Origin of the sequence: Methylobacterium sp. J-067 (assembly GCF_022829465.1) — a bacterium.
In the GTDB taxonomy this organism is placed as follows: Bacteria; Pseudomonadota; Alphaproteobacteria; order Rhizobiales; family Beijerinckiaceae; genus Methylobacterium; species Methylobacterium litchii.
Window position 1 is genome coordinate 5,001 of the sequence record NZ_JAKSXZ010000041.1, and the last position, 21,220, is coordinate 26,220.

18 protein-coding genes and 1 pseudogene (1 of these 19 running past the window's edge) are annotated in these 21,220 nt (G+C 68.9%); 10 read left to right on the top strand and 9 right to left on the bottom strand.

Annotation, left to right across the window (positions count from 1 at the left end; genetic code table 11):
* Window positions 1-623 carry the final stretch of an ATP-binding protein gene (locus MKK52_RS02925; RefSeq protein ID WP_243952252.1) on the top strand. The gene continues 820 nt to the left of window position 1, outside the view, so 623 of the gene's 1,443 nt are visible here — the last part of the coding sequence; the start codon falls outside the window, past its left edge; its stop codon occupies window positions 621-623.
* A gap of 88 nt (window positions 624-711) precedes the next feature.
* Window positions 712-1,497, top strand: coding sequence for a 3-hydroxybutyrate dehydrogenase (locus MKK52_RS02930; protein WP_243952253.1), 786 nt, complete (start codon window positions 712-714; stop codon window positions 1,495-1,497).
* 40 nt (window positions 1,498-1,537) lie between these two features.
* On the opposite strand, the gene MKK52_RS02935 is transcribed toward MKK52_RS02930, so the two are convergent.
* Window positions 1,538-1,915 carry a CsbD family protein gene (locus MKK52_RS02935; protein ID WP_243952254.1) on the bottom strand — a complete coding sequence of 126 codons (378 nt, stop codon included), beginning with the start codon at window positions 1,913-1,915 and terminating at the stop codon, window positions 1,538-1,540.
* Between the two features lie 126 nt (window positions 1,916-2,041).
* A complete protein-coding gene (meaB, locus tag MKK52_RS02940; protein WP_243952255.1) occupies window positions 2,042-3,028 on the bottom strand; it encodes a methylmalonyl Co-A mutase-associated GTPase MeaB in 987 nt (328 codons plus the stop codon).
* A gap of 303 nt (window positions 3,029-3,331) precedes the next feature.
* Here meaB and MKK52_RS02945 point away from each other — a divergent pair, with 303 nt between their 5' ends.
* From MKK52_RS02945 to MKK52_RS02980, 8 genes are all read left to right on the top strand, one after another.
* Window positions 3,332-4,363, top strand: a complete 1,032-nt coding sequence (locus tag MKK52_RS02945) for an alpha/beta hydrolase (protein ID WP_243952256.1) — start codon at window positions 3,332-3,334, stop codon at window positions 4,361-4,363.
* Between the two features lie 148 nt (window positions 4,364-4,511).
* A complete protein-coding gene (locus tag MKK52_RS02950) occupies window positions 4,512-4,844 on the top strand; it encodes a hypothetical protein (RefSeq protein WP_243952257.1) in 333 nt (110 codons plus the stop codon).
* Window positions 4,845-4,958: 114 nt separating this feature from the next.
* Window positions 4,959-5,999, top strand: a complete 1,041-nt coding sequence (locus MKK52_RS02955) for an esterase (RefSeq protein WP_409564612.1) — start codon at window positions 4,959-4,961, stop codon at window positions 5,997-5,999.
* Between the two features lie 194 nt (window positions 6,000-6,193).
* Window positions 6,194-6,847, top strand: coding sequence for a protein-L-isoaspartate O-methyltransferase family protein (locus tag MKK52_RS02960; protein WP_243952259.1), 654 nt, complete (start codon window positions 6,194-6,196; stop codon window positions 6,845-6,847).
* Between the two features lie 230 nt (window positions 6,848-7,077).
* The gene (locus tag MKK52_RS02965; protein WP_243952260.1) at window positions 7,078-8,463 is read left to right on the top strand and encodes a TolC family outer membrane protein; all 1,386 of its coding nucleotides are present in this window, start codon (window positions 7,078-7,080) and stop codon (window positions 8,461-8,463) included.
* 206 nt (window positions 8,464-8,669) lie between these two features.
* Window positions 8,670-9,251 carry a PopZ family protein gene (locus MKK52_RS02970; protein ID WP_243952261.1) on the top strand — a complete coding sequence of 194 codons (582 nt, stop codon included), beginning with the start codon at window positions 8,670-8,672 and terminating at the stop codon, window positions 9,249-9,251.
* Window positions 9,252-9,337: 86 nt separating this feature from the next.
* Complete coding sequence (locus tag MKK52_RS02975; protein ID WP_243952262.1) at window positions 9,338-12,055, top strand: valine--tRNA ligase; 2,718 nt, start codon at window positions 9,338-9,340, stop codon at window positions 12,053-12,055.
* Between the two features lie 152 nt (window positions 12,056-12,207).
* The gene (locus MKK52_RS02980) at window positions 12,208-13,728 is read left to right on the top strand and encodes a Do family serine endopeptidase (RefSeq protein WP_243952263.1); all 1,521 of its coding nucleotides are present in this window, start codon (window positions 12,208-12,210) and stop codon (window positions 13,726-13,728) included.
* Between the two features lie 83 nt (window positions 13,729-13,811).
* Here MKK52_RS02980 and MKK52_RS02985 read toward each other — a convergent pair whose 3' ends face one another.
* From MKK52_RS02985 to MKK52_RS03015, 7 genes and pseudogenes are all read right to left on the bottom strand, one after another.
* Window positions 13,812-14,516 carry a phosphorylase gene (locus MKK52_RS02985; RefSeq protein WP_243952264.1) on the bottom strand — a complete coding sequence of 235 codons (705 nt, stop codon included), beginning with the start codon at window positions 14,514-14,516 and terminating at the stop codon, window positions 13,812-13,814.
* Between the two features lie 199 nt (window positions 14,517-14,715).
* Complete coding sequence (gene shc, locus MKK52_RS02990) at window positions 14,716-16,713, bottom strand: squalene--hopene cyclase (protein WP_243952265.1); 1,998 nt, start codon at window positions 16,711-16,713, stop codon at window positions 14,716-14,718.
* 142 nt (window positions 16,714-16,855) lie between these two features.
* Entirely contained in the window at window positions 16,856-18,142 is a 1,287-nt protein-coding gene (gene hpnE, locus MKK52_RS02995) for a hydroxysqualene dehydroxylase HpnE (protein WP_243952266.1), read from the bottom strand.
* Window positions 18,142-18,993, bottom strand: a complete 852-nt coding sequence (hpnD, locus tag MKK52_RS03000; RefSeq protein WP_243952267.1) for a presqualene diphosphate synthase HpnD — start codon at window positions 18,991-18,993, stop codon at window positions 18,142-18,144. The genes hpnE and hpnD overlap by 1 nt, the downstream gene beginning before the upstream one ends.
* On the bottom strand, window positions 18,990-19,886 hold the full coding sequence (hpnC, locus tag MKK52_RS03005) for a squalene synthase HpnC (protein ID WP_243952268.1): 897 nt from the start codon (window positions 19,884-19,886) through the stop codon (window positions 18,990-18,992). The genes hpnD and hpnC overlap by 4 nt, the downstream gene beginning before the upstream one ends.
* Window positions 19,883-20,911: a hopanoid-associated sugar epimerase gene (hpnA, locus tag MKK52_RS03010; protein WP_243952269.1), complete on the bottom strand. Its 1,029-nt coding sequence runs from the start codon at window positions 20,909-20,911 to the stop codon at window positions 19,883-19,885. Before hpnA ends, hpnC begins: the two co-directional genes overlap by 4 nt.
* A 104-nt stretch (window positions 20,912-21,015) precedes the next feature.
* Window positions 21,016-21,220 (bottom strand): annotated as a pseudogene (locus tag MKK52_RS03015) (1-deoxy-D-xylulose-5-phosphate synthase); the annotation flags it as partial.

Genomic DNA, 21,220 nt, shown 5'->3' on the forward strand with positions numbered 1-21,220 from the left:
ACCGTGCCGACGAAGCCCTTCGCCGATCCAGTTCCGCCGAGGAACTGCGCGCCGCTCTGGAAGCGGTGATCGAGGAGGGGGACGGGCTCATCCGCGTCTTCAACGCGCTGCTGATGATCGCGCGGCTCGAAGCCGGAAGTGCCGGCGAACTCATGGCGCCCCTGGATCTCGGCGCCTCGGCGCGGAGCGTGGGGGAGCTTTACGAAGTCCTGGCCGAGGATCACGGCCTCATCATCGAGGTGCAGGCGCCCGAGGGCGTCGTCATCCAGGCGAACCGCGAACTGATCGGGCAGGCCCTGGCCAACCTCGTGGACAATGCCCTGAAATACGGAAGCCCCGCCGAGGGGGGCGTTGGCCGTATTCTCATTGCGGTCGAGAGACGCGCCGGGGCGGCCGTGCTCACCGTGTCTGATCACGGGCCGGGCATCCCGGAGGAGGAGCGAGAGCATGTGCTGGCGCGCTTCGTCCGCTTGGAGAAGTCGCGTTCGCGGCCGGGTTTCGGGCTCGGCCTCAGCCTCGTGAACGCGGTGATGCGTATTCACCGGGGCACTTTGAGGCTGGCCGACAACGGTCCCGGGTTGAAGGTCGAGATGGTGTTTCCCGTGGCGCCAGCAACGCCGTGACGATCCTGCCACGCCGCCCGTGGACTTCACCCTGCGGTTCGGCCAAGTGCTCCCTGACCCTCTCTCGACCACGCTTCCGGAGGTTGCCATGAGCTTGAAGAGCAAGACCGCCCTCGTCACCGGATCGACCAGCGGCATCGGCCTCGCCATCGCGAAGGGCTTCGCGGGGCAGGGGGCGAATGTCGTCCTGAACGGCTTCGGTAAGCCGGACGAGATCGAGCGCACCCGCGCCGGGATCGAGACGGAATACGGTGTGCGGGCCCACTATTCCGGGGCGGACATGACCAAGCCCGCCGAGATCGAGGCGATGGTGCGGGAGGCTCAGGAAACGTTCGGCTCCGTCGACATCCTCGTGAACAATGCCGGAATCCAGTTCGTCTCGCCCATCGAGGAATTTCCCGGCGAGAAGTGGGAGCAGATCATCGCGATCAACCTGTCCTCCGCCTTCTACGCGATGAAGGCGGCGATCCCCGGCATGAAGGCCAAGGGGTGGGGGCGGATCATCAATACGGCCTCGGCGCATTCGCTCGTGGCCTCGCCGTACAAGTCGGCCTACGTGGCGGCCAAGCATGGTATCGCAGGACTCACCAAGACGGCGGCTCTCGAACTGGCGCCGCACAAGATCACGGTGAACTGCATTTCGCCGGGCTACGTCTGGACGCCCCTCGTGGAGGCGCAGATCCCGGACACGATGAAGGCGCGCGGCCTCACCAAGGAACAGGTGATGGAGGACGTGTTCCTGAAGGCGCAACCGACGAAGGAGTTTGTGACCGTCGATCAGGTCGCCGGCCTCGCCGTGTTCCTGTGTTCGGACGCGGCGAGCCAGATGACCGGCGCCAATCTCACCATGGATGGCGGCTGGACCGCTCAATAAACCGACACGGCCCCGCCGAAGGGCGGGGCCGGGCCTTCGATCAACGGCGCCCGTGTATCAGCAGGGCGAGGCCATAGCCGACGGCGCCTGCGATGAGCAGGGCGATCATCGGGTTCTCCTCGACCTGCGTGCTGACGGCGTGGCGGCCGTCGCGCAGGTAGGACGAGCCGCGCTCGTAGGCGTCGTTGGCGTAATCGCCGGCCCGGTCATAGGCATCGCCGGCATAGTCGCCCGCGCGGTCGGCGAGATCCGCAGCGGTGTCCTTGGCTTGGCCGTAGGCGTTCTGCGCCGTGCCCTTGGCTTCGCGAAAACGGCCCTCGACGGAGTCGCGATTCGACCCGAGGACGTCGCCTGCCGCACCCTGCGCCTTGCCGAGTGCCTCCTTGGCTCCCCCGACGATCCGATCAGTGTCCACCATGGTACTCTCCTCGACGCGGCGTCCGGTGCCGCCCGCGCGGACGCGCGGCCCCCGCGTCCACGGAACGCGCGAGCGACGGTTTGTTCACCCGGCGGGCGCGTTTTTCTTCGTCGCGGAAGCGCTGCTTTAGAGGCCGATCAGCTCGGCGATGGCGGCGGCCCCGGCGGCGGGAGAAGTCTCGCCGCGCGACACGCCCGATTCGGCTTCGGCCGTCTTCTGACGCACCTCCGCCGTGCCGACGAGGCGCTGATGCAGGCGCTCGTGCACGAGGGCCCACATCCACTTCACGTCCTGGCCACGGCGCTTGCTGGCGATCTCGCCGGTCGCGGTGAGCTTCGTGCGGTGATCCTCGATCTTCGCCCAGAGGGCATCGAGACGCCGGTTGTGGAAGCCGGAGATCGTCACCACCGGGGGCGTCCACGTCGCCGAGGCGGGGGTGAGGATATGCAGGGCTGCCCGGTATTCCGACGCCGCCGCGTTCGCCCGCGCCTCGGCCTCGCCCTCGTCCGCCTTGTTGACGGCGATCATGTCCGCGAGTTCGAGGATGCCTTTCTTGATGCCCTGCAACTCGTCGCCCGCGCCGGGCAGCATCAGAACGAGGAAGAAGTCGGTGAGGTCGGCCACCGCCGTCTCCGACTGGCCGACGCCCACCGTCTCAACGAGGATCACGTCGAAGCCCGCCGCCTCGCAGAGGAGCATGGTCTCGCGGGTCTTGGCCGCGACGCCGCCGAGGGTTCCGGAGGAGGGCGAGGGCCGGATGAACGCCTTCGGATCGTGCGACAGCTGCGCCATCCGGGTTTTGTCGCCAAGGATCGAGCCCCCCGTGCGTGAGGAGGACGGATCGACCGCCAGCACGGCGACCTTGTGGCCCGCCTCGGTGAGGTTGGTGCCGAGCGCGTCGATGGTGGTGGACTTGCCGACGCCGGGCACGCCCGTGATGCCGACGCGGATGGCGTTGCCGGTTTGGGGCAGCACGGCGTCGATCAGCGCCGCCGCCGCCGTCCGGTGATCCGCCCGCTTGGATTCGACAAGTGTGATCGCACGCGCGAGCGCCGCCCTGTCGCCGGCCAGAAGCCTTTCCTTGAGCGAGTCGATGTCGAGCGGAGCAGCCATGCTCCTTCATGGCCAAGGCCGCGCCCGCCGTCGAGAGGCCCCTCCGGCCCGGTGCGGGAAAAGGGCGGGGGCGCGTCGAAGCGCCGTCAAGGTTAAGAGGTTTCGCACCCGCCGGCGGGGGTGCCAAGCCGATGATGCCGTGGACGAATTCCCGTCACGCCGCCGCGACGGACCCTGTGGCCGATGCGGCACGGGGCAGGGGGCAGCACGGGAAACGCACGGTGTGCCCCGTCTTGGTCACGATCCCCTGGTTACGGTTCCGCTTCAAAGGGCGGCGCGGCCGCTCGATCAGTCCCGTGGATCATGACGCCTCGGTCTCCCTCTCGCCGCTTCCTCCTGCGCGTCGGCGCGCTCACGGCCGCCGCCGGAGCCATGCCGATGCTCGGCGGCTGCGTCACCGACGAGCTGGGCGGCGGCCCGGCCCTGCCGGAGAAGCAATCGGCGCTTGATGTGATGCCGGTCCTGCTGGTCGCTACGACGCGCAAGCCGGTTGGGAGCCCGGTGCGGCCCCCGTATTTCTCGTCCGAACGGGGCAAGGGCCTGAGCTTCGCCGAAGTTCGGCTCTCCCCGCCGGATCGCTCGCTCCTCGGCAAGGTGTCGGCGGTCATCACCGGAGATTGGACCATCGGCGCGGTGCCGAAGGTCGAGACCGGGCCCGGCGCGGCGGACGCCTTTAGCCAAGCGGCGCTCGGCCGCGACGTGCTCATCTACGTGCATGGCTATCGCGAATCGTTCGAATCGGCCGCCGTCAGCGCCGCGCGGCTGTCGGACGGTATCCGCTTCAAGGGGGTCTCCGGCCTGTTCACGTGGCCGTCGGCCGCCGCGACGCTCGATTACGGCTACGACCGCGAGAGCGCGATGTGGTCGCGCGATGCGTTCGAGGATTTGCTGAAGGCCCTTGCGGTGACGCCGAACGGCGGGCGCATCTTCATCGTGGCCCATTCCATGGGGACGCTGCTGACGCTGGAGACCCTGCGGATGCTGCGGGCGGAGGCTGGCGAATCGGCGATGTCGCGGATCGGCGCCGTGGTGCTCGCCGCGCCCGACATCGATTTCGACCTGTTCTCGAACGGCGTCTCCCGGCTGGGACCGGACCTCGCCAAGATCACCGTCATCTCCGCGACGAACGACCGGGCCCTCGAACTGTCGGCGGCCATCGCGGGCGGCACCCGCGCGGGTGCAGCCGACCGGGCGAAGCTCGAAGCCCTCGGGGTGCGCGTGGCCGATGCGTCGGATTACGGCGGCGGCCTCATCAACCACGATCTCTTCCTCTCGAACCCCGAGGTCCAGGGCGTGGTGAAGCGGGCGATCGCCCGCGGCGGCGCCGGGGTCTGAGAACCCGCGCGAACGGGCTTGGCCCGGGGCCGCTTCCCCCCTACAGCAGCCGCGTGCGGCGATGGTGCCGGCCAGATCGGCCGACCCGTCGCATCACGCGCCCCGGACGGGAGCGTGCAGGCGCGGTCTTGAAGAGAGGATGCCGGCCATGTTCACCCTGGAAATCGAGGGCACGGCGGTCGCGGTCATCAACAGCGATGAGGCCTCGGCCAAAGACCTGTTTACCTGCGATGGCTTCAAGGAAGACATCAAGACGATGACGAGCGGCGGCAAGCCGCTCTGGGACGGCAAGGCCGCCCTCAACGTCCGCCCGGCCAACGAGGACGAGATCGAAGTATTCGAGGATGCCCTCGCCGAGGACGACGGCGAAGGCGATTTCGTGGACGACCCGCGCTACGCCGAAGCCGATGACAGCGAAGAGGACGAGGCCGACATCGTCTTCCTCGTGGATATCGACGAGGACGACACGGCCCACGCCTGAGGCCGAATACCGGGCCGGTCGATCTGTCGTGGAATGACCGGCCCGGCTCTCGCCATCGCGTGACGCTTCGTGGCATGTGGTGGACGCGGCTGGCTTGGCCGGTATCCGGGAACGATGACGTTGCTGCATCGCGCATTCGCCTTCGGTCTGGCGGCCCTCGCCGCCATGTCCTCGCCCGGCCATGCCGCCGATGCACCGACCCCTCCGCTGACCCTCTCGGCCCAGGGCAGTTTCTTCGTGGGGGGACGGGACGTCTCGTCCGACACGCTGTCCACTCTGCCGGCCTATGCGGCCTCCGGCACGGTGACGGTCGATCAGATCTACGTGCGCTATCAGGTCCCCGTCTCGCCGACGCGGGCGCCGCTGGTGCTGATCCACGGCTGCTGCCTGACCGGCAAGACCTGGGAGACGACGCCCGACGGGCGGATGGGGTGGGACGAGTACTTCGTCCGCAAGGGTTTCCCGACCTACGTGATCGATCAATCCTGGCGGGGGCGCTCAGCCGGCAACCCGAGCGCGATCAACGCCGTGAAGGCTGGCAAGGCGGGCGCCGAGACGCTGCCGGCGGTCTTCTCGGCGGGGCGCGAGGCGGCCTGGGCGATCTTCCGGTTCGGCCCGGAATACCCGAAGGTCTTCCCCGGGATGCAGTTCCCCCTGGAAGCGCAGGGCGAGTTCTGGAAGCAGATGGTCCCGGATTGGTCGGCGGCGTTGCCGGTTCCGAACCCGACCGTCACGGCCCTGTCCGAACTGGCGAAACGCCTCAAGAACGCGGTGCTGATCTCGCATTCGCAATCGGGCATCTACCCGTTCCAGACGGCCGCCCTCGACCGCACCGGCCTCCGCGCCCTCGTCGCCCTCGAGCCCGCCGCCTGCCCTGATCCGGCCAAGGACGACCTTACGCCCTACAAGGACCTCCCGATCCTCGTGCTGTTCGGGGATTACGTGGACCAATCGTCCCGCTGGGCGCCCCGCCTGAAGTTGTGCCGCGCCTTCATCGCCGCGGCCAATGCCGCAGGGGGCAAGGCCGAACTGATCCTGCTGCCGGAGATCGGCATCCACGGCAATTCGCACATGCTGATGCAGGACAAGAACAGCTTCGAGATCGCCGACTGGCTGGCCGGCTGGCTCGACAAGCGAGTGCCGGTGAAGGAGTGAGCCACCGCGTGTGGGCCTCCACGCCGGACGCCCCCTGCTCCTCCTCGGAAGACGTTTCCGCCGCGATGCCGCAACGCAATCGGCGTTGTCCTTGCCTTTTGCGTGTCGATCTTCGACAACCCGCCGCGAAGGCTTAAGCGTGCGCCGGTATCCGTGGCGCGGTGGACCGGATCGGTTCAGGGACGAGGTTTCCGATGCTCTATTACGCGCAGGCGCGGCGGATGATGGTCGATTGCCAGTTGCGGACCTTCGACGTGAACGACAATGCCGTTCTCGACGCCTTCGATTCGGTGCCGCGCGAGGCCTTCGTTCCCAAGAACCAGGAGTCGTTCGCCTATATCGACCAGCCCCTGCGGCTCGGTTCAGCGGGTTCCGACCTGCGCGTGACCCCGGCCCCGATGGTTCTCGGCCGGATGATCCAGGCCCTGAAGATCCAGCCGGGCGTCGCGGCGCTCGATGTTGGCACCGGCTACGGCTACGCCTCCGTGCTGATGGCGCAACTCGGCGCCACGGTGACGGCCATCGAATCGATCCCCGAACTCGTCGCGGCCGCGAAGGAGCGGCTGGCCGGTAAGGCGAAGGTCATCGAGGGGCCGCTGCGGGCGGGTGCGGCCGGCGACGGGCCGTTCGACGCGATTCTCGTGAACGGCCGCGTTGAGACCCGGCCGCAAACGTTGCTCGATCAACTCAAGGATGACGGCCGGCTCGTTTGTGTCTTCGGGCCCGACCGGGGCGCAAAGGTCACCGTATTCGTGCGTGCCGGCAATGCCTTCGGATCGCGTCCGCTCTTCGATGCGTCCCTGCCAGCCTTGGCTGACTTCGCGCAAGAAGCGTCTTTTGCCTTCTGATACTCTCCAAGATTGAGAATTCATGGGTCCGGTGAGGTGTCGCCTTTATGCGCCACCCCCGAGGATTCAGGTGCGAGAGCGGCTGGACCCGGTGCCGAGTTAACGTCTTCCAGCTAAGGTCCGTAGCAGGGCGGGCTTGTTCGGATAGATGCGGTTCGCCGCATGACCGCTGCTGAGGCGGGTGTCCGAGATCGCGGGGGCCGCAAGGGTTGAGCACTGTGAGTTTACGAGTGCCGAAAAACCGCTTCGCGCAGCGCCGCGCGGGCATCGCCGTCACGGCGATCGCCGCGGTGCTGGCGTCGAGCCAGGTGGGTGCGGAAACGCTCGAGAGTGCCCTTGTTCGGGCCTATCGCGGCAATCCGACCCTCAATTCCGGTCGGGCGACCGTCCGCTACACCGATGAGTTCGTGGCCATCGCCCAATCGGGCTACCGGCCGCAGGTGAACCTGAGCGCCGACATCGGATCGCAGTACGTCAACGGCCGCGTTGCCGGCGCGACCTTCAACCAGACCACGACACCCGGCGGCGCAGGCCTCGTCGTCAGCCAGACCCTGTTCAATGGTTTCCAGACGGACAACAACGTCCGTCGTTCCGAGTCGACCGTCTACAGCCAGCGCGAGACGCTGCGCTTCACCGAACTCTCGGTGCTCTACGCCGCCGTTCAGGCCTACATGAACGTGCTGAGCAACACGGCGACGTTGGAGCTGAACCGCAACAACGTCGAAGTGCTCGAAGAGCAGCTCCGGCAGACGCGCGACCGCTTCAACGTCGGCGAGGTGACGCGTACCGACGTGGCGCAGGCCGAGGCTCGCCTCGCCGGCGCCCGGTCGCAGGTCAGTGCCGCCGAATCCACCCTGCGGACGTCGATCGGCATCTATCGCCAGAACATCGGTGTGGAGCCACGCTCCCTGGCACCGGGTCGGCCGCTCGACCGTTACGTCCCCGGCAGCCTCGACGCCGCCGTGTCGATCGGCCTGCAGGAACACCCGCAAATCTACTCGGCGATCCATGCCCTCGATGCCGCCGAATCCCAGGTGAAGGTGCTGGAGGGCCAGCTCTACCCGCAGGTCAGCGTGCAGGGCAGCGTCCAGCAGCGCTACGACTCGACCTTTCCGAACGACAACGCTGTTACCGCTTCGATCATCGGCCGCGTGACCATCCCGATCTACGAAGGCGGGCAGGTCTACGCACAGGTACGCCAGCAGAAGGAGCTGGTGGGCCAGCTCCGGATCGACGTCGACCGGATCCGCGATCAGGTGCGGGCGCAGATCGTGGATTTCTGGGGCCGGCTCGAAGCCGCCAAGGCGCAGGTGATCGCCGCCCAGGCGCAGGTCCAGGCCAACGAAGTCGCGCTGAACGGCGTGCGCGAGGAAGCGCGCGTCGGCCAGCGCACCACCCTTGACGTCCTCAACGCCCAGCAGGAACTGCTGAACTCCCGCGTGAACCTCATCGTCGCCCAGCGCGACCGGGTGATCTACTCCTATGGTGTCGTCCAGGCGATGGGGCAGCTGACCGCACGCTTCACGGCCCTGCCGGTCGAGGCCTACAGCGCCAAGGTCCACTTCGATCAGGTCAAGGATCTGTGGTTCGGCCTGCGCACGCCCGACGGGCGCTGAGCCTGCCGCCTCTGCTGTGAGCATTGTCCGATTTTTCAAGGACTGTGCTGTCGGTACGCTTGTCGTAGCTCAGGGGCGTGAAATACTGAGTTGCGGCTCCGAGTGAGCCGCCTTCCGGTCTCTTCGCATCCGAGCGCGCCGTCGTCATGAGTGCAGCAAGCCCCCAGGTTCAGGACAAGGCTGCCGATAAGGCGCATGAGCCGTCGATGGAGGAGATTCTCGCCTCCATCCGCCGGATCATCGCCGACGATCAGGCGGCCAAGCCCAGCGAGCCGGAGCCGGAGCCGGCCGAGGTCGACGATATTCTCGACCTCGCCGAGGTCGCCGAACCAGTGCCGCCGCCCGTCGCCCTGGTGCGGCCCGTCGAGCCGCCCGCGCCGCAGCCGGCCCCCCTCGATCTCGACGAGATCAGCTTCGAGGATCTGGCGATCGAGGACGAGTTCGTGCTCGAGCCGCCGCCCGTCGCCAAGGCGCCCGAGCCGGTGGCCCCCGAGCCCGTGGCACCTCCGGAGCCGCCCAAGCCCGCGCCGCGCATGGAGCCGCCGCCGGTCGCCAAGGCGCCCGAGCCTTCGTTCGACCGTCTGATTTCCCCGACCACGGATGCGACCGTCGGGCAGGCGTTCAACCTGCTCGCGCATACGGTACTCACCAACAACGCGCGCACCCTCGAAGACATCGTGCAGGATATGCTCCGCCCGATGCTGAAGTCCTGGCTGGACGACAATCTGCCCGTGGTGGTGGAGCGTCTCGTCCGCGCCGAGATCGAGCGGGTATCGCGGGGGCGCTGAGCCCTCTCGCGTGTTGACGCGGGCGGTCTGACGGCCGAAAGCGGGGGCTCGTTTCAGCCCAGCCCGCTTTCGGCCCGACTTTCGCGATGATGGACAAAACCTTCGACCCGGCTTCCGTCGAGGCGCGCATTCGCGCCGCGTGGGAGGATGCGGGGGCTTTCCGCGCCGGCCGCCCCGAGCGGGCCGGCGCCGCGCCCTATTGCATCGTGATCCCGCCGCCGAACGTGACGGGCTCCCTGCATATGGGCCACGCCCTCAACAACACCTTGCAGGACGTGCTCTGCCGGTTCGAGCGGATGCGCGGGCGCGACGTGCTCTGGCAGCCCGGCACCGACCATGCCGGCATCGCGACGCAGATGGTGGTCGAGCGCCGGATGGCCGAGCGCAAGGAGCCCGGCCGCCGGGGAATCGGGCGTGACGCCTTCCTCGAGAAGGTCTGGGCGTGGAAGGCCGAGTCCGGCGGCGCCATCGTGGAGCAATTGAAGCGGCTCGGCGCCTCCTGCGATTGGACGCGCGAGCGCTTCACCATGGACGAGGGCCTGAGCCGCGCCGTGCTCAAGACCTTCGTGGACCTGCATAAGGACGGGCTGATCTACCGCGACAAGCGCCTCGTGAACTGGGACCCCCGGTTCCAGACCGCGATCTCAGACCTCGAAGTGCTACAGGTCGAGATCAAGGGCCATCTCTGGCACTTCGATTACCCCGTGGTCGATGCGTCCGGTGCCGAGACCGGCGAGATCATCTCCGTCGCCACCACCCGGCCCGAGACGATGCTGGGCGACACCGCCGTGGCGGTGCACCCGGAGGACGAGCGCTACACGTCCCTCGTCGGAAAGTCCGTGCGCCTGCCGCTGGTCGGGCGCCTGATCCCGATCGTCGCCGACAGCTATTCGGACCCGGAGAAGGGCACCGGCGCTGTCAAGATCACCCCGGCGCACGACTTTAACGACTTCGAGGTCGGCCGCCGGCATGCTTTGGCGATGATCAACGTCCTCGATCCCGAGGGCAGGATGCTCATCGAGGGTAACGACGCGTTCCTGGCGGAGGCGTCCCCCGAGGCGGATGTGCTGGCCCTGCACGGCGTGGATCGGGCGGCGGCGCGCAAGCGCGTCGTGGAGTTGATGGAGGAGCGCGGGCGCCTGCGCACCATCGAGCCCAACACCCACATGGTGCCGCACGGCGACCGCTCGAATGTGGTGATCGAGCCCTACCTCACGGACCAATGGTACGTGAACGTGAAGCCGCTGGCCGAGCGGGCGATGCAGGCCGTCCGCGATGGCAAGACCCAGTTCGTGCCGGAGAACTACGAGAAGATCTTCTACCAGTGGCTCACCAACATCGAGCCATGGTGCATCTCGCGCCAGCTCTGGTGGGGCCACCAGATCCCTGTCTGGTACGACGATGAGGGCGGCGTCTTCGTTGCCGAGAGCGAGTCCGACGCCCTGGCGCAGGCCGAGGCGAAGCACGGCCGCGCCGTGGCGCTGACGCGCGATCCGGACGTCCTCGACACGTGGTTCTCCTCCGGCCTGTGGCCGTTCTCGACCCTCGGTTGGCCGGACAAGACGCCGGAGCTCGCCCGCTTCTACCCGACCAACACGCTGGTGACGGGCAAGGACATCCTGTTCTTCTGGGTCGCCCGCATGATGATGCTGGGCTTACACGTCACGGGCGAAGTCCCGTTCGACACCGTCTACCTGCACACGCTGGTGCGGGACGCGTCCGGCGCGAAGATGTCGAAGTCGAAGGGCAACGTCGTTGATCCCCTCGAAATCATCGAGCAGGTCGGCGCGGACGCCCTACGCTTCACCCTCTGCGCGCTGGCCGTGCAGGGCCGCGACATCAAGCTGTCGACCGACCGCGTTCAGAGCTACCGCAACTTCGCGACGAAGCTCTGGAACGCGGCCCGCTTCGCCGAACTGAACGGCTGCACGCTCGATTCCGCCTTCGATCCGCGCGCGGTCACGGGGGCGATCAACAAGTGGGCCCTGGGTGAAGCCGCCCGCGCGGTGGCCGAGGTCGAGGCCGCGATCACGGCCTATCGTTTCAACGACGCCGCGAACGCCGCCTACCGCTTCACCTGGAACATCTTCTGCGACTGGTACCTCGAACTCGCGAAGCCGGTGCTGCAGGGGGAGGGGGCCGATCCGGCCGCCAAGGCAGAGACCCAAGCGAGCGTCGCCTACCTGATCGATCAGGTCGCCAAGATCCTGCACCCGTTCATGCCGTTCCTCACCGAGGAGCTGTGGGGCATCAAGGGCGAGGGGATCGAAGGGCGCGGCCTGCTGGCGCTCGCCGCTTGGCCGGACCTCGCAGGGCTCGCGGATGAAGGGGCCGAGGAGGAGGTCGGCTTCGTGGTCGATCTGATCGGCCAGATCCGCTCGGCGCGATCCGAGACGAACGTGCCGGCCGGCGCGCAGATTCCCCTGGTGCTCGTCGGCGCCGATGCGGCGGTGGCGGCGCGGGTCGAGGCGTGGCGCGAGACGCTGGTGCGCCTCGCCCGCCTGTCGGAGATCACCTTCACCGACGCGCCTCCGGCCAAGTCTGTGCAACTGCTGGTGCGCGGCAGCGTGGCCGCGCTGCCGCTCGAAGGCATCGTGGACCTCGCCGCCGAGGTCGCCCGGCTGAAGAAGGAGAAGGCCAAGGCCGAGGGCGAGATCAAGAAGGTCGATGCCAAGATGGCCAACGCCGACTTCGTCGCCCGCGCTCCCGAGGAGATCATCGAGGAGAACCGCGAGCGGCGGGAGGCCGAGAGCGCGCGTCTCGTGAAGATCGACGAGGCGCTGGCCCGGCTGAGCGGGGAGTAGACCGGCGATTGCGGGGCGTCCGTCGCGCGCGGCCGCCCACCTGACAAAACGGTAATCTGCCCGCCACACCGGGGTGAGGGCCGGGCGCCTAGAACGATCCCATCGACGGCCGCGACAGGCGTCGTCCCGATTGTTCCAGGTGTGAGAGCCCCATGACCGAGCCCCGTACCGCCCGCCGCTACACCAGCCGTGCCCTCGCCTCCGTTGCCGCTGTGGCGCTGGTGGCCGGTGGGGCCGTGGGCAGCGGCTACCTGCCCGCCGCGACCCCCGCCTTCGCCCAGGCCCTGCCAAAGTCGCCCATCGAGGCCCCCGAACATCCGCCGGGCTCGTTCGCCGGCATCGTCAACAAGGTGAAGCCGGGCGTCGTCTCGGTGAAGGTGAAGCTCGACGATTCCGCGAGCGACGACGAGGACGGCGGCGGCAACAACGGCCAGAACCTCCAGAACGTCCCGCCGCAGCTGCGCGAGTTCTTCAAGCGCTTCGGTGAGAACGGCCCGAACGCGCAGCCGCAGCATCGCGGCAGCCGTGGCGCCGTGGGCTCAGGCTTCATCATCTCGGCCGATGGCTACGTCGTCACGAACAACCACGTCGTGGACCACGCCACGACCGTTCAGGTGACGCTGGACGACGGCCGCACCCTCGACGCGAAGGTCATCGGCAAGGACGCCAAAACCGACGTGGCGCTCCTAAAGATCAAGGACGGCGGCAACTTCCCCTACGTGCAGTTCGGCAAGTCCGCGCCGCAGGTGGGTGATTGGGTGGTCGCCATCGGTAACCCGTTCGGCCTCGGCGGCACGGTGACGGCGGGCATCGTCTCGGCCCGTGGCCGCGACATCGGCGCCGGCCCCTACGACGACTTCCTGCAGATCGACGCGCCCATCAACAAGGGCAATTCCGGCGGCCCGACCTTCAACGTCAACGGGGAAGTGGTCGGCGTGAACACGGCCATCGCCTCGCCGTCCGGCGGCAGCGTCGGCCTCGCCTTCGCCATCCCGGCCGAGACGGTGCAGGCGGTGGTGGACCAGCTCCGCACGGACGGCAAGGTCGCCCGCGGCTATCTCGGCGTGCAGATCCAGCCGGTGACGCAGGACATCGCGGAGGGCCTCGGCCTCGACAAGGCCAAGGGCGCCCTGGTCGATCATGCCGAGAGCGGCACCCCGGCGGCCAAGGCCGGGCTGAAGTCCGGCGACGTGATCGAGAAGGTGAACGGCGAGACCGTGGACAGCGCCCGCGAGCTCTCCCGCCGCATCGCCTCCATGAAGCCCGGTGCCGAAGTGAAGCTCGGCTACCTGCGTGGCGGCAAGTCCGACACGGCGACCGTCACCCTCGGCTCCATGCCGTCCGACGGCACGAAGGTGGCGAGCCGCGATGACAACGGCGGCGGCCAGGTACACCTGGGCCTCGGCCTTGCCCCCGCTGCCGAGGTCGGCCTGTCCGATCAGGGCGTGGCGGTGATGCAGGTGGACCCGGACGGTCCGGCTGCCGCGAAGGGCATCGAGCGCGGCGATCTGATCCTCGACGTCGGTGGTCAGTCGGTCTCCAGCCCTGCGGACGTGGCCGCTCAGGTCCGCGCCGCCGAGACCAGCGGTCGTAAGGCCGTGCTGATGCGGGTGAAGAGCGCCAAGGGCCAGACCCGCTTCGTGGCGATCTCGCTCAACAAGAATGCCGGCTGATGCCGGCTGACAAGGGGGAATCCCTCTTCCCCCGGTGACGCCCCTCGACTGGCGCCGGTCTCAGGACCGGCGCCATTTTTCGTTCAAGGCTGAGCGGGCGGAACGGGGATACCGAGCCCGTCGCCGAGGCACTGACGACAGCGGGCGAGCACGGCGAACGCCGCATTCGAATCGCGACCGAGGCGCATGAGATCGCCGATCCGCGCCCGTCCGAAGACCAGGGCCGAGAGCACCCCCCGGATGTCCGGCTCGCCATCGGGCGTGAGGGCGTTGGCGGCGAAGGCGGGCAGCGCCCGGTCGGCCGGATCGCAGATCACCCGCAGCACGGCGAAGGGCAGGCCGTGTCGCCCGGCGAAGGTCGCCGCGACATGCGATTCCATGTCGACGGCCGCCGCGCCCGTGGATTCGCGCAGCGTCGTCTTGTCGGCGACGGCGAGCACCGCCGCATCGACTCCGGCAAGATCGGCCGAGATCACGCGATTAGGCAGGCCGGCGAGCAGACCCACCATCGCGGCGGCCGCGTCGAGATCGGCCCGCCGCCGTCCATCGGCCGTGACGATGCCGGTGCCGACGACGACGTCGCCCGGCTTCAAACTGGGATCGAGACCGCCCGCGATGCCGAAGCTCACCACGGCGCGGCAGGCCGGGGGCACGCGCCCGTCGAGCAGCACCCGCAGGCGGGCCGGATCGCCACCCGCGCCGACGGCCTCGACGCCACGGCCGGAGGCGATCCGCCGTTCACGGGCGAGGCCGGTCACAGCGAGGACGGGGGCTGACGGGTCGATCATGGGGCGGGGCTGGATCAGGTCCGCGAGCAGGCCGGGCGGAGGCCGGCGGCGGGGCTGATCGGGGTCGGGAGAGGGCAAGGGGCGCGCGGGTCGAGGGGGCCGCCGCTCGGGCGAATCACGGCCCTCATAGCAGGGCGCGGGCGCCGCGTCGTCATGGGCGCGGGGCGGGGCGGCGTTCCGCCCCGTCCCACGGGCCGGGTCACATGCCGAAGGCGACCTGGCGGGTGTTGCTCTTCTTCAGGTTCCGGTAGCGCGCCAGCGCCCACAGCGGGAAGAACTTCGGGTAGCCATGGTAGCGGAGATAGAACACGCGCGGGAAGCCCGTTGCCGTGTAGCGCTCCTCGCTCCACAGCCCGTCCGTGTCCTGCGTGCGGGTGAGGAAGTTGATGCCCCGCGTCACGGCCGGATCGTCCACGGCGCCGGCCGCCATCAGGGCGAGCAGCGCCCAGGCGGTCTGCGAGGCCGTGGAGGAGCCGGGCTCGAAGGCCGGATCGATCTTGTAGGACGAGGCGTCCTCACCCCAGCCGCCATCCGGGTTCTGGATGCGGATCAGCCAGGAGACGGCCTTCTGGATGCGCGGGTCGGCCGGGGAGATGCCCGCCGCGTTGAGGGCATTCAGCACGGACCACGTGCCGTAGATGAAGTTCATGCCCCAACGGCCGTACCACGAGCCGTCCTCCTCCTGATCGTTCAGGAGGTAGTTCACGCCTCGGTCGAGGGAGCGGCAGGTTTCGCGGGTTTCGCCGAGCTGCGCCAGCATCCCCACCACGCGGGCAGTCACGTCGGCGGTCGGCGGGTCGAGGAGCGCCCCGTGATCCGAGAACGGGATGTGGTTCAGGTACATGTAGTTGTTGTCGGCATCGAAGGCGGCCCAGCCGCCATCGGCCGATTGCAGGCCCTCGACCCATTCGCGGGCGCGGGCGATGGCCACCTTGTAGTCCGGCATCCCGGCCACGAGGCCGTGCTGACGCATGGCGCGGTCCATCGCCATCACCACCACGGCGGTGTCGTCGAGATCAGGGTAATGGGCGTTGGCGTATTGGAACGCCCAGCCGCCGGGGCGGACCTTCGGCTTGCGGGCCGCCCAGTCACCCACGATGTCGAGCACCTGCCGGGGCTTCAGCCAATCGAGGCCGGCGCGGGCCGTGGCCTCGGCCTCCGGGCCGCCGGCTTCGAGGAAGGCGTGGCTCGCGAGGGCGGTGTCCCACACGGGCGAGACGCAGGGCTGCACGTAGGCCTCGTCGTCCTTGATGACGACGAGCTTCTCGATGGCCTCTAGCGCGACCTTCACCTGCGGATGGTCGGGCGTGTAGCCCATGATCTCGTACATCAGCACCGAGTTGACCATCGGCGGGAAGATGGCGCCGAGGCCGTCCTCACCGTTCAGCCGCTCGCTCACCCAGGCGCGAGCCTTCTCCATGGCGCGCTGGCGGGGGCTGCGCGGGAACAGGTGCTCGGTGCTCTGGAGGATGCGGTCTATGAAGCCGAAGATCGGCGTCCACGGCCATGTCGCGTGGGGCGAGCCGGGCCAGGAGCGGACGCTCTCCGGGGGCGTGACGAACAGTTCCTGGATGCCGATGCCGCGCGGATTCTTCGCCCGCGGCTTCGTGGCCTGCAGGACGAACATCGGGACCATCGTGCAGCGAGCCCAGTAGCTCACCTTGTCGATGTGGAAGGGGAACCACTTCGGCAGGAACATGATCTCGACCGGCATAGCCGGAACGGCGCGCCACGGTACCTCGCCGTAGAGGGCCAGCAGGAAGCGGGTGAAGACGTTGGCGTTGGCCGCACCGCCCCGGGTGAGGATCGCCTCGCGGGCCCGGCGCATGTGCGGGGCCTCGATGTCCTCGCCGATCATCTTGAGGCAGAAATAGGCCTTCACCGTCGCGCTCATGTCGAACGGCCCCTCGTGGACGAGGGCCCAGCCGCCATGCGGTCCCTGCGTCCGGCGCAGGTAGTTGCCGATCTTGCGCTCCAGATCGGGCGCCGGCGGATAGCCGCGGAAATGGTGGAACAGGATGTATTCGGAGGGGATGGTCGCGTCGGCTTCGAGTTCGAAGCAGATATGCCCATCCTGGTGAGCCAGGGCGCCGAGAGCCCGGGTCGCAACGCTCACGCTGCGCTCGACGGTCTCCAGGCTGATGTCCTGTGTCTTCGGGCGCTGCAGCGCCTCTATCTTGTTCACGGCCTCTCGCATCTGTCCTCGCCTCACGGTCGCCTGCCGCCCGTCCCGAACGCGTCGCGCCCGTAAAAGGCTTCAAGCCCCCATTTCACGCGCCCCCTCGCACCGGAACGGCATCCGTTCCGGCGGGGAACGCTCAAGTTGCAACCGCCATGCCTCACGCTGCGCCACGCGCAGGTGTGTCCGCACACATCAACGCGTGGGCGGCCGTCTTGCCGGAGCGGATCGCACCCTCGATGGTCGATGGCAGGCCGGTGGCCGTCCAATCGCCCGCGAGAACGAGGTTCGCGTGCCGCGTGCGCGCAGGAGCCCTCCGCGCCGCCTCGGTCGGCGTCGCGGCGAACGTTGCACGCTTCTCCTTGACGATTTGCCAGCGTGGCAGTTCCGAAGCAAGATTGCCGAGCGTGGCGATCTCCCCCCAGATCTGCCGGGCGAGGTCTTCGCGCGGCACGTCGAGGAGTCTATCCGCCCCTGAAATCGTGACCGAATATCGGTCGGAATAAGCGAAAAGCCACTCCGTAAGACTATTCACCACACCGAGAACAAGCGGGCTGCCCGGCTTCGGAACGACCGCGAAATGGGCGTTCACGATCGAGCGAAACTCCAGCGGCGTGGGGACTTCGGGCAACAGGTCGGCCGTCACCCACGGCGGCAGCGCGAGCACGACCGAATCACCCGGCCCGATCGCCTCCGGACCATCCGAGAATTGCAGCGCGGTGACGCGGCCGTCAGCGACGTCGAGCCCGCGCAAGCGGCGGCCGAGGCGCACCTGTGCGCCCCGCTTGGCCAGGGTCGCGAGCGCCGGGTCCACGAAGGCGTAGGAGAGGCCCTTCTCGGCGACCATCGGCTTGCAGGCCTTACCGCCCGCGCCCAGCGTCTCCCGCAGGATGCGCGCGGCGAGGCCGACATCGCTGTCGCGGGGCTCGGTGTTAAGGGCCGCGAGCAGAACCGGGTGCCACAGGCGCTCGTAGAGCGGACCCGAGCATTCCATGTTCTCGCCGATCGTCCCGCCTGCGCCCTCGGCCTTGCCGGCGGCGGCGCGCAGGATCCCGAGGGGCGCGAGGTAATCGCGGGCGCGGGTGCCCGGCACCCGGCGCGACGGGCTCAGCACCCACCAGGGCAGGCGGCCGGCATTGGGGCGCAGCGTCCAGCGCTGGCCGGATTTCAGGTCGGCGAAGTCGAAGGCGGCTTCGTCCGGGCCGATCAGGGCATCGTCGGGCGCGTCGACCTCGCGCAGGAAGCCCAGCGCGTCGGCATTCCCGGAGAGCAGCAGGTGGTTGCCGTTGTCGATGTGGAGCCCGAGGCTCGGGTCGAAATACGAGCGGCAGCGTCCGCCGGACTGTTTGGCGGCCTCGTGCAGGACGACCTGCTTGCCGCTCCGGCTCAGCGAGACGGCGGCCGAGAGCCCGGCGAGGCCGGCGCCGACGATATGGACCTTGGCCATCACAGCACGCCGTGGCGGAGGGCGACGAGGATCAGCGAGAGCTTGCCCGGCTTCACCCGGGCGCGGGGCGGCGTCCAGCCCCGACGGATCACCGCCTTGAGGTAGAGGTGGTAGGCCGCCGCCATGAGCCGCGCCGCCTTGGTCGCCTTGCGCGGGCTGCGCCGGATGATTTCCCAGGTCGCCCGGTAATGCGCCTCGGCCTCCTGCGCGATGGCGGCACAGACCTCGCCGATGCGCGGATGCATGATCGCCTGCATCGGCGTCGGGTTCGCGAGGCCGATGGCCGCCAGCTTCTCGCGGGGCAGGTAGAGGCGCCCGCGCTCGGCATCCTCGTCGATGTCGCGCAGGATGTTGGTGAGTTGCAGCGCCCGGCCCTGGTGCCACGCGAGCTTCACCCCGTCCGCTTCGGGCATGCCGAAGATGCGCACGGAGAGGCGCCCGACCGCGCTGGCGACGCGGTCGCAATAGAGGTCGAGGGTGGCCTCGTCGGGGGCGACGATGTCCTCTTCGGCGTCCATCGCCATGCCGTCGATGACCGCCTGGAAATCCTCGCGCTTCAGGTCGAATTGCTTCACCGGTTCCACAAGGTCGCGGGTGCGCGCCACCGGGCGGCCGGCATAGAGCGCGTCGATGTCGGCCCGCCAGCGGTCGAGTTCGGTGCGGCGCACGTCGCGGGTGCCGCCATCGTCGGCCACGTCATCGACGGCCCGGCAGAAGGCGTAGACGGCATACATCGCCTCCCGCCGCTCCTTCGGGAGCAGGCGCATGGCGGTGTAGAAGGACGAGCCGGCGGCGGGCAGCGCCGGGGCTTCGGCCTCGGCGGCGGTCGCGGGCGTCGCGGTGGCGCTCAACGGGAGGCTCCTTGCATGGCCGCGCGGACGATCCGCCCGCGGAACGGGCGGCGCGCGAGGGTCGCGGCGACCCCGCGCAGGGCGACGAGGGCGAAGGCCGCCTTGCCGTGATGGACCGTCTCGGACAGCGGATCGCGCTCCAGCAGGCCCTTCGACAGGACAACCGCGAGGCGATGGATCGCCGCGATTTCCAGCGAGAGCCGGGTGTCGTCGATCAGGTCCGGCAGGGTGGCGCCCTCATCCAGCAGGACGAGGCATTGCTGCGCCAGTTCGCGGAACACCGCGCGGAGCGCCGGAGGGGCCTTCGCCTCGCCGAGCATGGCGATGGTGGCGCCGTGCCGGTCCAGGCAATCCTGCGGCAGGTACACCCGGTCGAGATTGCGGAAGTCCTTTCCGCAATCCTGGATGTGGTTGATGATCTGCAAAGCCGCGCAGATCTTGTCCGAGGGGTCGTAGACCCGCGCCGGGTCCTCGCCGTGGATGTCGAGCACGAAGCGGCCCACCGGCATCGCCGAGTAGCGGCAATAGTGGATCAGCTCGTCCCAGTCGGCGTAGCGGTTCTTGCGCGCGTCCATGCGGAACGCGTCGAGCAGTTCGAGCGCATGGCGCGGGGGAAGCCGGCGGGTCGCCAGTTCCGCCTTCAGCGGCGCCGCCTCGGGGTCCGTGGGACCCGCGCCGGTCAGGGCGTCGGCCAGCCCGTCGAGGAGGGCGAGCTTCCGCTCGGGCGTCAGGTCCGAATGGTCGGCCACGTCGTCGCCCGCGCGGACGAAGTTGTAGAAGGCCAGGATCGCCCCGCGATGGCGTGGGTGGATCAGGTGCGAGGCGACGGGGAAGTTCTCGTCGCGATGGCCCTTGCCGGAACGGGTGTCGGTCGCGGTGTCGAGGGTGGTCATTTCAGGTATCCCGCGCCCCGGAACCAGTCGATCGCGTCGGACAGGCCCTCGCGATAGGGCCGCGCCGTGTAACCGAGTTCGGCCCGCGCCTTTCTGTCGGAGAAGAACATCCGGTAGCGGGACATGCGGATGCCGTCGATGGTGGCAAAGGGCTGGTTGCCGGTGAAGCGTGCGGCCAATTGCGCGAAGAACGCCACCGGATACACCACCGCGCGGGGCAGGCTCACGGTCGGCGGCTTGCGCCCGACCATCCCGGCGATGTCCGCGAGCATCTGCGACAGGAACACGTCCTCGCCGCCGAGGATGTAGCGCTCGCCGATCCGCCCCTTGTTCAGGGCTAGCAGATGGCCGTGGGCCACGTCGTCCACATGGGCGAGGTTGAGGCCGGTATCTACGAAGGCCGGCATCTTGCCGAGGGCCGCCTCCTGGATGATCCGCCCGGTCGGCGTCGGCTTCACGTCACGGGGGCCGATGGGCGTCGAGGGGTTCACGATCACCGCCGGCAACCCGTCACGGGCGACCATCTCCTCCACCACGCGCTCGGCCACGACCTTGCTGCGCTTGTAGGCACCGATGGCCGTCTCCGGCGTGAGCGGCATCGTCTCGTCGGAGGGCGTGACGCCGTCGGCCGGGGGTCGGATGGTCGCGACGCTCGACGTGTAGACGACCCGCTCGACGCCCGCGTCGAGGGCGGCCCGCATCATGAGCCGCGTGCCGTCGCGGTTGGTGCGGACGATCTCCTCCATGTCCGGCGCCCAGAGCCGGTAATCGGCGGCGGCGTGGATCAGGTAGCGCTGGCCGCGCATCGCCTCCGCAACCGAAGCTGGATCGCGCATGTCGCCCGTGACGATCTCGACATCGGGCCACGTCAGGTTGGTGCGGGGGCTCGAAGCGCGCACGAGGATGCGCACCGGGAAGCCGGCCCGGCGGAAGACGTCGACCAGGGCCGATCCGAGGAAGCCGCTCGCGCCGGTGATCAGCACGGGGCCGGCCTCGGCCGGGCCGGATGGGGTGGCCACAGCCATCGTATCTCGTCAGGTCGCAAACAATGACGGCGGGCAAGATGCCCGCCGGTCGGCGTTTTAATCGGGCAGGCCCGGCCGCGGCAAGGCGCGGCCGTCCAGTCCCATCACGCGAGGCGAAGGCGCGAACGGCCGTCCTTGCGCTCGGGCAGCGTCTCGGTGACGACCTTAACGATGCTTGGGGCGTCGAGGCCCGCTTCCGCGTACATCTTCTCCGGCTTGTCGTGGTCCTGGTACGTGTCCGGCAGCGTGAGCGTCCGCACCCGCACCCGGCCCGCATCCAGCGCGCCCTTCTCCGCCAGGAGATGCAGC